Origin of the sequence: Pseudomonas mosselii, assembly GCF_005796105.1 — a bacterium.
GTDB classification, from domain to species: Bacteria; Pseudomonadota; Gammaproteobacteria; order Pseudomonadales; family Pseudomonadaceae; genus Aquipseudomonas; species Aquipseudomonas mosselii_C.
This window is the reverse complement of the sequence record NZ_VAUO01000004.1, coordinates 105,423-118,527: the sequence shown is the minus strand read 5'-3', so window position 1 is coordinate 118,527 and position 13,105 is coordinate 105,423. Positions and strand designations below refer to the sequence as shown.

Genomic DNA, 13,105 nt, shown 5'->3' with positions numbered 1-13,105 from the left:
CTTTTCGATGGTTGTCCGATTATTTCGGTCTGCTGAAGTTTTTGTGTTTATGGGTTTTTAACTGCTTTCATTGTGTTGGGGGTCGTTTTGAGTGATCCGCTAGTGGCTTTTTATTGCTCGGATTTTCTATTTTTGATCTTTGTTGTTTTGGTGGTTTTTAAGGGAAAAGTGCTCTTGGCTTAAATGCCCAGTGGGTTGGCTCTATAAGTTTAATGTTCTGTGGTCGGGTGATGACTGGCGTGTTGCGCCGGTGGTCATGGGGAGATTTTATGGCTCGGAGAAGGTTTTAGTGCCCGTGCTTTTATATTCGCTAGCAATAATGACCAATCTGTTTTCCATGATGGTGCTGACCATCGTGCTCAGTGTGTTTGGGCAGTCGGAGTTGGCAGCCGAAGTGGGGCTGGTGCATGGCGCAACTGTTGCCTTATTCTACTCGTTCTCGGGTAATGCCCGTAGTTTGATCTTGTCGGAATCCAACGTTCCCTGGGCGGCGCGGGTTCTGCGCCTGCGCTTGTGGTTGCTGCTGCCGCTGTGTCTTTTAGCGTGGGTGGCCTGCGTTGGTGGTACGCAAGGTGGCGCAGCGTTCATAGCTCTGCTTATTCTGCGGCGGGCCTCGGAGTGGCTGGCTGAGGTATTCTTGAGTGAGCGGGAGTGTTGCAGCGAGCGTGGTAGTGCGTTTTCCTTTATCGCCTGTCAATGCCTTACGTTGGTGGGCGTGTCGCTGGCGATTGTGCTGGATGTTGCCGTAACTGCTGCGATGTTCGTCTGGGCATGCTCGCCTCTGCTGAGTTGCCTCGGTAGTGATTTACTTCGGCAGGCGTTTACACGCGACGCGTCACTGTCTGGAAGCTTGCGCGGTTTGTTGCCTCACTTCGGTTCGACGTTGGCAATCGGTGTCTCTGTTTATGTTTTCCGCTTGTTCATCATCCTGCTGGTTGGCAAGCAAGTGGCCGGTGATTTTTTTGCGGCGTTCGCCCTCGGCGGCATCATGGGCTCGGTATTCGCTCAGGCGCTGGGGCCTACGATGGTGCGTAACGAGCGAGCCCTGTTGAATGGGCGTTTCATCAGGTTCTTCAATATCCTCCTGATGACCGTGTTCCTGGCTGGGGCCGGTTTGGCGCTTGTCTTGTGGTGGGTGCCGGATCTGTTGGCGTGGACTGCCAAGAGTGATCTTTTCTGGATGGCTGTCAGTTGCTCTTTGGTGGGAGGGGCGGTCATGGTATTGGCTCAGCGTGTGCGCTTGCAGTGGCTGCAGGCACACGAGGGGCGTGATGTGTTTAGCTCTGATGTTCTGGCGAACATGCTGCTGGTCGGATGCGTGCCGCTATTGTTTCTCGCCGGTGGCGAGGCTGCGTTGGTGAGCTTGTATCTGATCGGAGCGATTCTTTCGCTCGCGTTCTATCTAAGCGAAGATTGGTTTGTCGCCTTGGGTAAGGTCGGTGGTGCTCGACTCTCAACCCGCCTTGCTGACGTCTGCGCCCGCAAGCAGGTGGTAAGAGGTGTGATGATCCTCTTGGTCTTGGGGTTGTTCACGCCAATGTTCATTCAGCTCGGCGGTGGTATTTATCAAGGGGGGCTTTATCAGGATAGCGGCTCTCAGCTGATGTCGGTTCCAGTCCCCGTTTCTGTCGTGTTTTGCTATCTAGGCGTGCTGCTCGTTGGGCGCTATGCTCAGGCGCGCAGGGTATTGGTGGTGGTGTTTTTCACGTTCATCGGGATGTGGGTGAGCGTCTTGTCGCTGGCAGAGAATTTCGAGTCAGGTAGCCAGGTTGGCAAGCTTTTGCTGCTGGTCCAGTATGTACTACCCATGTTTGCGTTGGTACTGGGTGTGCAGGTGGGCAGTGCGAAGGATGCGTTGCAGTGTCTTGCGCTTGGGCTGCTCGCTGTCTTGCTGGTGGTCGCCACGCTGCAGGTGGTGGCTACTTTGTCGTCGTCTCAGCGTATCCTGAGTCATTCGGCCATGTTTTTCAGTGTTTATCAAAACTTGCAATATGTCCCGGTGGTGTTTGCTGGTGGCTATCTAATTTCACTTTATGCGCTTTGGAGCAAGACCTCCCTGTATGGCTGGCTACTCGTGCTGGGTGGGCTGATGGGGCTTTATGTAGCACTTTCGTTCTCAATGCTGGCGTTGGTGTTGCTGCCGGTAGGGGTTTTGATTTTTATCGCGGTTAATTTTTTGCTCGGCATCGATTACTTGCGGTCTTTGCTGCTGGGTATTCTAGTGGCGGTAGGCATGGCTTTGGGGCTCTCGCACGCCGCTGGCAGCAAGCTGTTCGCCGTCAAGTACAACCTTTTGCCTCCTGTTGCTGAACTTGCTCCGGCTGCTCCAGTGGCTCAAGCACCATTGCCGCCGCAGGCAAGCATACCGCCCAATGTGCAGGAGCGCCTCAAGTACTGGACGTTCTATTACATCGGAGTAAGTGAGAGTTGGCGTGCGTTTTTGTTGGGTCACGAACATCCGCCTGAGAGGAAGTCTTACCCGAGCGCGCATAATTACTATCTCGATTTTGTGTATAATTTTGGCTTCTTGGCTTTGCTGCCGTTACTTACGCTAATGCTGTATACCTTGCACGGTGTCTGGAAAAATCGACGAGGTATCTTTGCCGAACCCGGTGTTTTGGCAGTCGTGGGTGTGCTGCTCTTTACACTGCTGGTCGACAACTCTTTCAAGGTCGGCATGCGCCAGCCTTACCCTGGGATCGTTTCATTCTTCCTGTGGGGGATGCTACTGGCCTGGCTGTGGCGCTTGACGCAGGCCCCTGGCTCGCACGTGGATCGACCAGCATGGCGCTACGCATGGGGTTATCGCGGTTGATTTCGACGATGTTGCGGCGAGCTTCGCAAAGCCCATGCAACAGCCTGTATCATGTGGCGCTCGTGACGACGCCAGGTGCGCCATGAGTGGCCGCATGGCACCGTTGTCCGTTCGGTTGGTGTGCAAGGCTTTGTTCAAGCCTGGGTGACGCCCTGGGCATGTCTGGCATCAAAATCGACATGCGTTCATTTCATTCCGTGCACCGCGACGGTTGCACGCACCAGTTGGGAAGGTTTTATGTTCGATGACAAGGTATTGATGATCACCGGAGGCACCGGCTCCTTCGGCCATACGGTGTTGCGGCGCTTTCTCGATACCAATGTGCGTGAAATCCGCATTTTCTCCCGAGACGAGAAAAAGCAGGAAGACATGCGTATCGCCCTGGCCAATGACAAGGTCAAGTTCTACATCGGTGATGTCCGTGACAGTGACAGCCTGAAGCAGGCGATGGTTGGCGTCGACTATATCTTCCACGCCGCGGCGCTCAAGCAGGTACCCTCCTGCGAGTTCTACCCGATGGAGGCCGTGCGCACCAACGTCATCGGCACTGAAAATGTGCTAAACGCTGCGATCGCCTGCGGTGTGCAGCGGGTCGTGGTGCTGTCTACCGACAAGGCGGTGTATCCGATCAATGCCATGGGCATCTCCAAAGCCATGGCCGAGAAACTCGTGGTGGCTAAGTCGCGGATGATCCCGCAGGGCGGCACGGTGGTGTGCTCAACCCGTTACGGCAATGTGATGGCCTCGCGTGGCTCGGTGATTCCGTTGTTCATCGAGCAGATGCGCAGCGGTGAGCCGTTGACCCTTACCGATCCTGCCATGACCCGTTTCCTGATGTCGCTGGAAGACTCTGTCGACCTGGTGCTGCACGCCTTCGAGCACGGCCAGCAGGGCGACTTGTTCGTGCAGAAAGCGCCGGCCTCGACGGTCGGTGATCTTGCGCAGGCGCTGAAGGAGCTGTTCACCAGCGACAGCGCGCTGCGCGTGATCGGCACGCGTCATGGTGAAAAGCTTTACGAGTCCCTGGTTTCCCGCGAGGAGATGGCTAAGGCCGAGGACATGGGACGCTACTACCGCATCCCCGCCGACAATCGCGACCTCAACTACAAGAAGTACTTCGTCGAAGGCGAGGAGAAGATCTCCGAGCTGGAAGACTACACATCGCACAATACCGAGCGCCTGGACGTCGAAGGCGTCAAGCAGTTGCTGCTGAAGCTGGACTACATCAAGGAGCAACTGAATGCTTAAGGTCATGACGCTGGTCGGCACTCGCCCCGAACTCATCAAGATGAGCCGAGTGATTGCCGAACTCGACCGTCAGGTCAATCACGTGCTGGTACACTCGGGGCAAAACTACGATTTCGAATTGAACCAGGTGTTCTTCGACGATCTGGAAATCCGCAAGCCCGACCACTTCCTGGGCGCTGCCGGTGAAACCGCGGCTCAGACCATCGCCGAAGTGATTGCCAAGGCCGACGCGGTGTTCGAGCTGGAGCAGCCCGACGCCCTGCTACTGTACGGTGACACCAATACTTGTCTTGCGGTGATCGCGGCCAAGCGCCGCAAGATCCCGGTGTTCCACATGGAGGCGGGCAACCGTTGCTTCGATCAGCGGGTGCCGGAAGAGCTCAATCGCAAGGTCCTTGACCACCTGTCTGACATCAACATGGTGTTGACCGAGCATGCCCGCCGTTATCTGATCGCCGAGGGTATCCGCCCGGAAACCATCATCAAGACCGGCTCGCACATGCATGAAGTGCTCGACTACTACATGCCCAAGATCGAGGCGTCTGACGTTCTGGTACGTAGTGGTCTGGAAGCGGGCAAGTTCTTCATCGTCAGCGCGCACCGCGAAGAGAACGTCGATAGCCCGGATAACCTGCGTGACTTGCTGGCAACCTTGCGTGCCCTGGTAGAGCAGTATGGTTACCCGGTCATCGTCTCGACGCATCCGCGCACGCGCAAGCGCCTGGAAAGCCTCGGTGAGAACCTCGACCACCCCTTGATTCGATTCGTCAAACCATTCGGTTTGCTGGATTACATCAAGTTGCAGATGTCGGCATTCTGCGTACTTTCTGACAGCGGCACCATCACCGAAGAGGCTTCGCTGCTCAACCTGCCGGCGGTAACGCTGCGCAACGCCCATGAGCGTCCAGAGGGCATGGATGAGGGCACGTTGATCATGAGTGGGTTGAAGGCCGATTCGGTGCTGGGCGCAGTGAAGGTGATCACCAGCCAGCACCAGGCAGGTCAGCGGCAGATTCCTGTGGTCCCGGACTATGAAGGCGGCCCGGTTTCGCAGCAGGTAGTGCGGGTGGTGCTCAGCTATACCGACTACATCAATCGTACTGTCTGGCGTAAAGCCTGAGTGGCGGGTATGGCTCGGCGGGTTTTTCTCACCGGCGCGACCGGCTTTGTCGGTTCGGCACTTGCCCGGCGTTTGTTGGCTGATGGCGATTGCGCGCTGGTGTGTGCCGTGCGCAGTGCTGCGGCGAGCGTACCGGCTGCTGCGCAGACGGTGGTATGCCAGGATTTTGCTGTAAGCGATGGCTGGCAGGCAGCATTGTCTGGGGTCGACGTGGTCGTCCATTCGGCTGCGCGCGTGCATGTAATGAACGATACCGAGAAGGATCCGCTTGCGGCATTTCGCCAAGTCAACGTCGGCGGTACCCTCAACCTTGCGCGTCAGGCAGCCGCCGCCGGCGTGCGACGCTTCGTTTTCATAAGCTCGATCAAGGTCAATGGTGAGGAAACCGCTCCGGGCGGTGCGTACCGTGCTGACGATGTGCCAGCGCCACGAGATCCTTACGGAGTCTCCAAGCATGAGGCCGAACAGCAGTTGTTGCAGTTGGCCGCCGAAGGTTTGATCGAAGTGGTGATCGTTCGCCCGGTACTGGTCTACGGGCCCGGTGTGAAAGCCAACTTCCTGTCGATGATGCGTTGGCTCGATCGAGGCGTGGCGTTGCCGTTCGGGGCCATCGATAACCGCAGAAGTCTGGTCGCCCTGGACAATCTGGTGGATCTGGTGGTGACGTGCCTGGCGCACCCGGCAGCGGCCAATCAAGTGTTCCTGGCCAGCGACGGTGAGGATCTGTCGACCACCCAACTGTTACAGCGCATGGCCGCTGCGCTGGGAAAGCGTGCCTGTCTGCTGCCCGTTCCTGCCTGGTTGCTGCGTTTGGGAGCGACTTGCGTGGGGCGCAAGGCGCTCTCGCAGCGCCTGTGTGGTTCGCTGGTGGTGAATATCGATAAAACCCGCCAACTGCTGGGCTGGGTACCTCCGGTCAGCGTTGATGCCGCGCTGGCGGCTACTGCCCGACACTTTCAGGATTCTGTTCGCAAATGATCTACTGGTTGTTTCCTCTTGTCGTGGTCTTTTCGTTGGCGATGACAGCGCTGTTGCGTCGTTATGCGCTGGCCCGCAGCATCATCGACATTCCCAATGCACGCAGCTCGCATACGCTGCCTACGCCGCGCGGCGGTGGGGTGGCGATCGTGGTCGCATTCCTGTTGGTGCAGCCGCTGTTGGTGTGGGCGGGTTTGCTCGACAATGCGGCGCTGATGGCGCTGTTTGGGTCGGGGTTATTGGTGGCGATCATCGGTTTCATGGATGACCATGGCCACATAGCCGCACGCTGGCGCTTGCTTGGGCACTTTTTTGCCGCAGGCTGGGCGCTGGCTTGGATCGGTGGTTTACCCCCGTTGCAGGTCTTTGGCAGCACTGTTTCGCTGGGTTGGCTCGGCCATGTTCTGGCTGCCTTGTACCTGGTCTGGATGCTCAATCTGTATAACTTCATGGACGGCATCGACGGTATCGCCAGTGTAGAGGCGATTACAGCCTGTCTGGGGGCCTGCTTGTTGTACTGGCTGTCGGGGGCGTTCACGTTGATCTGGGCGCCGTTGCTGCTGGCAGGTGCCGTGGTTGGCTTCCTGTTCTGGAATTTCCCGCCTGCGCGTATTTTCATGGGCGATGCGGGCAGCGGTTTCCTCGGTATGGTGCTCGGCGTGTTGACGCTCATCGCTGCCTGGCAGTCGAGCGCATTGTTGTGGGCGTGGTTGATACTGCTCGGCGTGTTCGTGGTGGACGCCACGTACACGTTGTTGCGGCGCCTGCTGCGCGGTGACAAGGTTTACGAGGCGCACCGCAGTCATGCCTACCAGTTCGCCTCGCGGCGCCACAGGCGGCATCTGCCGGTGACCTTGGGCGTGCTGGTGATCAACCTGTTCTGGCTGTTGCCGATTGCAACTGCCGTGGTGTTGCAGCGTGTCGACGGTCTGCTGGGCCTGCTGATTGCCTACCTGCCATTGCTGGTCCTGGCGCTGTTCTACCGCGCGGGCGAGCGCGAGTCTTGAGGGGGTGCGGCGCTGAGCTGCACGTCGTTACAAGCCTGGTTTTCTGGAGTTAACGTCATATCCGCGGGACGCGGAGGCGGAACCAAGTCTGATGATCGAAAAATTGAGAAGCGGCCTGCTAGGCCTGCCGCGCCGCCAAAAGCGCGCACTACAAGTGGTCACCGACCTAGTGTTGGTCTGGGTGGCGTTATGGATGGCATTTGTGGTTCGACTCGGGCTGGACGACGCCGGTAATCCGCTGATACACCACCCTTGGCTATTTTTAGCCGCGCCGGTGATCGCCATCCCGATCTTCATCCGTTTCGGTATGTATCGGGCGGTAATGCGCTATTTCGGCAATGATGCGCTGATGGTCATCTTCAAGGCGGTCGGGCTGTCCTCCCTGCTGTTGGCGTTGATCGTCTACTGGTACAGCAATCACGCGACCCTGGTGCCGCGCTCGATCGTCTTCAATTACTGGTGGCTGAGTCTGGTGATGCTGGGCGGCCTGCGCCTGCTGATGCGTCAGTATTTCCTGGGGGATTGGTTCGCTGCGGCCCAGCATGTTCCGTTCACCAGCAAAGATGACCATTTGACTAAAGTGGCGATCTACGGGGCAGGTGCGGCAGGCAATCAATTGCTGGCCGCGTTGCGTATGGGGCGTTCGATGCGGCCGGTGGCCTTCATTGACGATGATCCAGACATTGCGGGGCGAGTGATCTCCGGTTTGCAGGTGTTCAAGCCGAGAAGGCTCGAGCACATGATCGAGTCGACGGGCGCCCAGGAGATTCTCATGGCCATTCCGTCGGCCAGTCGGGTTCGCCGCCGTGAGATCCTGGCCTACCTGGAAGGCTTCCCGCTGCATGTGCGCAGCGTGCCAGGCCTGATGGACCTGGCCAGTGGTGTGGTCAAGGTGGATGACATCCAGGAGGTCGATATCGCAGACCTGCTTGGGCGCGACGCCGTGCCGCCAGAGGCTGGCCTGTTGCAGCGCTGCATCACCGGCAAGGTGGTCATGGTCACCGGCGCGGGCGGGTCGATCGGCTCGGAGTTGTGCCGCCAGATCATGGGATTGGGGCCGACCACTTTACTGTTGTTCGAACACAGTGAGTTCAACCTGTACAGTATTATGGGTGAACTTGAAGAGCGCTGCCGACGCGAGTCGATGAACCTGCGTTTGCTGCCGATTCTCGGGTCGGTACGTGACGCCGCCAAGCTGTTGCACGTGATGAATACCTGGCGTGTCGAAACCGTCTACCACGCCGCAGCCTACAAGCATGTTCCCATGGTCGAGCACAACATTGCAGAAGGTGTGCTCAACAATGTGATGGGTACTCTCAACGCTGCGCAGTCGGCCTTGCAAGCTGGGGTCGCCAATTTCGTGCTCATCTCCACCGACAAGGCGGTGCGCCCTACGAATGTGATGGGCAGTACCAAGCGCTTGGCCGAGATGGTGCTTCAGGCCCTCAGCCGTGAGAGTTCGCCAGTGCTGCTGGGCGATAGTCACAAGGTCCCGCACGTCAACGCTACCCGTTTCACCATGGTGCGATTTGGGAACGTGCTGGGGTCTTCTGGTTCGGTCATCCCGCTGTTTCGTCAGCAGATCAAGGCCGGTGGTCCGCTCACCGTGACCCATCCGAAAATCACCCGCTACTTCATGACCATACCCGAGGCTGCGCAGTTGGTGATTCAGGCCGGCTCGATGGGGCTGGGCGGCGATGTGTTCGTGCTGGACATGGGCGAGCCGGTCAAAATCGTCGAGCTGGCGGAGAAAATGATTCACCTGTCTGGATTGAGTGTTCGCAGTGAGCGCAACCCTTCAGGTGATATCGCTATCGAATTCACGGGTCTTCGCCCAGGCGAAAAGCTCTATGAGGAGTTATTGATCGGCGATAACGTCGAGTCGACCCAACACCCGATGATCATGAGTGCGCAAGAGGACCTGTTGGCTTGGGAGGTGCTCAAGGAGCGCTTGGTGCTGTTGTTGGCCTCGGTCCAGGAAGACGATTACGTTCGGGCGCGGCAGTTGCTGCGTGAGATGGTGAGCGGCTATACGCCGGACGGAGAAATCGTCGATTTGATCTATCAGCAACGTTGCCAGGGAGACTGAATGTCGCTCGTGCGCTGGCTTCGGGTATGGCGAGGCGTTCACGCTCGCTTTGTCGGGACGGGCGGCCAGCTTGGGGCCGGCAAGCGGGCATGCCCTTGTGAGGAGGGTGGAGTTCGCGCTGTCGATAAGATAAAATTTTGTTCACTTTTGCGCCCATGATCTTCATGTAACGGAATTTTCAGATGTCGGTAGCGGTTGTAAGTAAGTTCAAAAGCAGGGAAGCGGTCATCGGGATCGTTGGGCTTGGCTACGTGGGTTTGCCCCTGATGCTTCGCTACAACGCCATCGGCTACCGTGTGCTGGGCATTGACATAGATACTGTCAAAGTCGACAAGCTCAACATGGGGCACAGCTACATCGAGCACATTCCTTCGGATTCCATCGCCAGCGCCCGCGAGTCGGGTTTCTCGGCCACCGTTGATTTCAGTAGGGCGGCGCAGTGCGATGCGCTGATCCTTTGCGTGCCCACGCCGCTGAACAAGTATCGCGAGCCAGACATGAGCTTCGTGATCAACACTGTGGATGCCCTTAAACCCTACTTGCGTGAAGGGCATGTGGTGTCCTTGGAAAGCACCACGTACCCAGGCACTACCGAGGAAGAGCTGCTGCCACGTGTGCAGGAGCGCGGTTTGACGGTGGGCGAAGATATCTTCCTGGTGTATTCCCCTGAGCGTGAAGATCCAGGCAATCCTAATTTTGAAACGCGTACCATTCCCAAGGTAATTGGTGGTCACACGCCGCGTTGCCTTGAGGCCGGTATAGCGTTGTACGAGCAGGCCATCGACAAGGTAGTCCCGGTCAGTTCCACCAAAGCCGCCGAAATGACCAAGCTGCTCGAAAACATCCATCGCGCGGTGAACATTGGCTTGGTCAACGAAATGAAAGTCGTCGCTGACCGTATGGGGATCGACATTTTCGAGGTGGTCGATGCCGCTGCAACCAAACCGTTCGGTTTCACTGCCTATTACCCAGGCCCTGGGCTGGGTGGCCATTGCATTCCGATTGATCCGTTCTATCTGACCTGGAAAGCGCGTGAATATGGGTTGCACACTCGATTCATCGAGCTATCAGGCGAGATCAACCAGGCGATGCCGGCGTACGTGGTTGGTAAACTGATCGATGGTTTGAACGATCACGCAAAGCCGCTCAAGGGTAGTCGTGTATTGGTGCTGGGGATCGCGTACAAGAAAAACGTGGATGACATGCGTGAGTCCCCATCCGTGGAAATCATGGAGTTGATCGAAGCCAAGGGCGGTATCGTGGCTTACAGCGATCCTCATGTTCCGCAATTCCCCCCCATGCGCGAGCATCACTTTACCTTGGATAGCGAACCGCTCACCGCGGAAAACCTCGCCTCATTCGATGCCGTCATTCTCGCGACCGATCATGACCGGTTCGATTATGCGCTCATCCAAACACATGCCCGCTTGCTAGTGGACAGTCGTGGCAAATACCGTGCTCCAACCAAGAACGTGATAAAGGCCTGACCGTATCGTGTCGTCTGTGTGCCGTTTTCGGCACACAACCCTCGAAAATCACGCGCCGGCCAGTGTTACTGTATCGAAGATGCTCGCTATAGCCGGAGCCTGTTGGATGATACCCATCTGGGGCGAAGGGCGTGGTTCTGGTTTCCACGGTGCGCAATGTCGTCAGCAAGGAGCGGCAGCAATGATAGCTTTCATCGACCTCAACGCTCAGCAAAAGCTGATCAAGGACCGCATAGATGCGGGCATTGCCCAGGTGCTTGCCCATGGCAACTATATTCTGGGCCCAGAAGTCACAGTGCTCGAAGAGCGTCTGGCGGCCTTCACAGGTGCGGCGCACTGCATTTCAGTCGCCAACGGTACAGACGCGCTACAGATTGCGCAGATGGCACTGGGCATCGGCCCCGGGGACGAAGTCATCACGCCGGGCTTCACCTACATTGCTACCGCCGAGACGGTTGCGTTGTTGGGGGCGAAACCGGTTTACGTGGATGTCGATCCACTGACCTACAACCTGGACGCTGCGAAGCTCGAAGCCGCCATCACACCACGGACGAGGGCCATCATCGCGGTTTCTTTGTATGGCCAGTGCGCCGACTTCGATGCGATCAACGCCATTGCGGCCAAGCATGGTATCGCGGTGATTGAGGATGCCGCACAGAGTTTCGGTGCTCGATACAAAGGAAAGCGATCTTGCAACTTGTCTGATATTGCCTGCACCAGCTTTTTCCCGAGCAAACCATTGGGCTGCTATGGCGATGGTGGGGCGATTTTCACCAATGATGAGCACATGGCAAAGGTGCTGCGGCAGATTGCCCGGCATGGGCAAGACCGCCGTTATCACCATGTCCGCGTGGGCGTAAACAGCCGCCTGGACACCCTGCAGGCGGCTGTATTGCTGGCGAAGCTGGATATCTTCGAGCAGGAGCTTGCCCAACGTGATGCGGTGGCAGCGCGTTATGCACACCTGTTGTCCCAAGCTGGGATCCGTGCCCCGTACGTCGAGGCAGACAACGACAGCGCTTGGGCCCAATACACGGTGCAGGTTGATGCACGCGACGCTGTGCAGGCGCGTATGAGTCAAGCCGGTGTTCCGACCGCCGTTCATTACCCCATTCCGCTGAACCGCCAGCCGGCGGTGCGCGACGAACAGGCTATTTTGCCGATCGGTGATGAAATCGCCGAGCGTGTGATGAGCCTGCCTATGCACCCCTATCTCGATGAGCCATCTCAGCGCCATATCGTCAATGCCTTGAAAGGAAGCCTTAGCGCATGACCTGCAAAGTTGTCACAATCGTCGGTGCTCGACCGCAATTCATCAAGGCTGCGGCTGTTTCCCGGGAAATACTCAGGCACCCTGACCAAATCCAGGAAGTCATGGTGCATACCGGGCAGCACTACGACCCGAACATGTCGCAGGTGTTCTTTGACGAGTTGGAGATTCCGGCGCCGCGCTACAACTTGGAAGTTTCCGGGGGTAGTCATGGTGAAATGACCGGACGAATGCTCGAAGGCATCGAGAAAATCCTGATGGAGGAGAAGCCGGATTGGGTGCTGATCTACGGCGACACCAACTCCACGCTGGCTGGCGCGTTGGCGGCCTCCAAGCTGCACATACCGGTGGCGCATGTCGAGGCTGGGCTTCGCTCGTTCAACATGCGCATGCCGGAAGAGGTCAATCGTATTCTTGCGGACCGCGTCTCGACACTGTTGCTGTGCCCGACACAGGTCGCGGTGCGTAACCTTGCCGGTGAAGGGGTAGTAGAGGGCGTGCATAATGTCGGTGACGTGATGTACGACGTGGCTCTCTACTACCGCGACCGCGCTCGCCGGGAAAGCCAGGTGCTGCAGCGTCTGGCGGTCAAAGCAGGTGGCTTTGCCTTGGCCACTTGCCATCGGGCGGAGAACACCGACTCGCCTGAGCGCTTGACCGGTATCCTCAGTGCGCTCTCGCACATCGCCGCCGAGTTGCCGGTGATCCTGCCTCTGCATCCTCGCACACGCAAACTGATTGCCGACTACGGTCTGGAGCGCTATCTGGAAAAGCTGACAGTTACCGAGCCGCTGGCATTTCTCGACATGGTCGCTCTGGAGCAGGCGGCCAGCGTCATTCTGACCGACTCGGGCGGCGTGCAAAAAGAGGCGTTTTTCTACCAGGTGCCTTGCATTACCATGCGCGACGAGACCGAATGGGTGGAAACCGTTGAGTTAGGGTGCAATCGCCTGGTTGGGGCCAGTCACGAGCGTATCGTCGCGGCCTTTGCCCAGGCGCTGCAACAACCCTGGGAACTCACCGTAGCGTCTCCTTACGGCGACGGTTTCGCCAGCCGCATGATCGTTACGCAGTTACTGAGAGAAGGTTGA

At 57.8% G+C, this 13,105-nt stretch carries 9 protein-coding genes; all 9 read left to right on the top strand.

What is annotated here, in order from left to right; all coding sequences use genetic code 11:
• The first annotated feature begins 190 nt into the window (after positions 1–190).
• The 9 genes from FEM01_RS11230 (at position 191) to wecB (FEM01_RS11190) (ending at position 13,105) form a co-directional block, all read left to right on the top strand.
• Positions 191–2,815: a hypothetical protein gene (locus tag FEM01_RS11230; RefSeq protein WP_138219507.1), complete on the top strand. Its 2,625-nt coding sequence runs from the start codon at positions 191–193 to the stop codon at positions 2,813–2,815.
• 237 nt (positions 2,816–3,052) lie between these two features.
• Positions 3,053–4,063 carry a nucleoside-diphosphate sugar epimerase/dehydratase gene (locus FEM01_RS11225; protein ID WP_138219506.1) on the top strand — a complete coding sequence of 337 codons (1,011 nt, stop codon included), beginning with the start codon at positions 3,053–3,055 and terminating at the stop codon, positions 4,061–4,063.
• Entirely contained in the window at positions 4,056–5,183 is a 1,128-nt protein-coding gene (gene wecB / locus FEM01_RS11220; protein WP_138219505.1) for a non-hydrolyzing UDP-N-acetylglucosamine 2-epimerase, read from the top strand. The genes FEM01_RS11225 and wecB (FEM01_RS11220) overlap by 8 nt, the downstream gene beginning before the upstream one ends.
• 9 nt (positions 5,184–5,192) lie before the next feature.
• Complete coding sequence (locus tag FEM01_RS11215) at positions 5,193–6,161, top strand: UDP-glucose 4-epimerase family protein (protein ID WP_138219504.1); 969 nt, start codon at positions 5,193–5,195, stop codon at positions 6,159–6,161.
• Complete coding sequence (locus FEM01_RS11210) at positions 6,158–7,168, top strand: MraY family glycosyltransferase (RefSeq protein ID WP_138219503.1); 1,011 nt, start codon at positions 6,158–6,160, stop codon at positions 7,166–7,168. Before FEM01_RS11215 ends, FEM01_RS11210 begins: the two co-directional genes overlap by 4 nt.
• 91 nt (positions 7,169–7,259) lie before the next feature.
• Positions 7,260–9,257, top strand: a complete 1,998-nt coding sequence (locus FEM01_RS11205; protein WP_431188586.1) for a polysaccharide biosynthesis protein — start codon at positions 7,260–7,262, stop codon at positions 9,255–9,257.
• 182 nt (positions 9,258–9,439) lie between these two features.
• On the top strand, positions 9,440–10,744 hold the full coding sequence (gene wbpA / locus FEM01_RS11200) for a UDP-N-acetyl-D-glucosamine 6-dehydrogenase (RefSeq protein ID WP_138219502.1): 1,305 nt from the start codon (positions 9,440–9,442) through the stop codon (positions 10,742–10,744).
• 181 nt (positions 10,745–10,925) lie between these two features.
• Positions 10,926–12,017 carry a DegT/DnrJ/EryC1/StrS family aminotransferase gene (locus FEM01_RS11195; protein WP_138219501.1) on the top strand — a complete coding sequence of 364 codons (1,092 nt, stop codon included), beginning with the start codon at positions 10,926–10,928 and terminating at the stop codon, positions 12,015–12,017.
• On the top strand, positions 12,014–13,105 hold the full coding sequence (wecB, locus tag FEM01_RS11190) for a non-hydrolyzing UDP-N-acetylglucosamine 2-epimerase (RefSeq protein ID WP_138219500.1): 1,092 nt from the start codon (positions 12,014–12,016) through the stop codon (positions 13,103–13,105). The genes FEM01_RS11195 and wecB (FEM01_RS11190) overlap by 4 nt, the downstream gene beginning before the upstream one ends.

What these genes read in the sequence shown, in the direction of transcription:
- FEM01_RS11225 (WP_138219506.1), top strand. Translation starts at nt 3,053, where the DNA reads ATGTTCGATGACAAGGTATTGATGATCACCGGAGGCACCGGCTCCTTC.
- wecB (WP_138219505.1), top strand. Translation starts at nt 4,056, where the DNA reads ATGCTTAAGGTCATGACGCTGGTCGGCACTCGCCCCGAACTCATCAAG.
- FEM01_RS11215 (WP_138219504.1), top strand. Translation starts at nt 5,193, where the DNA reads ATGGCTCGGCGGGTTTTTCTCACCGGCGCGACCGGCTTTGTCGGTTCG.
- FEM01_RS11210 (WP_138219503.1), top strand. Translation starts at nt 6,158, where the DNA reads ATGATCTACTGGTTGTTTCCTCTTGTCGTGGTCTTTTCGTTGGCGATG.
- FEM01_RS11205 (WP_431188586.1), top strand. Translation starts at nt 7,260, where the DNA reads ATGATCGAAAAATTGAGAAGCGGCCTGCTAGGCCTGCCGCGCCGCCAA.
- wbpA (WP_138219502.1), top strand. Translation starts at nt 9,440, where the DNA reads ATGTCGGTAGCGGTTGTAAGTAAGTTCAAAAGCAGGGAAGCGGTCATC.
- FEM01_RS11195 (WP_138219501.1), top strand. Translation starts at nt 10,926, where the DNA reads ATGATAGCTTTCATCGACCTCAACGCTCAGCAAAAGCTGATCAAGGAC.
- wecB (WP_138219500.1), top strand. Translation starts at nt 12,014, where the DNA reads ATGACCTGCAAAGTTGTCACAATCGTCGGTGCTCGACCGCAATTCATC.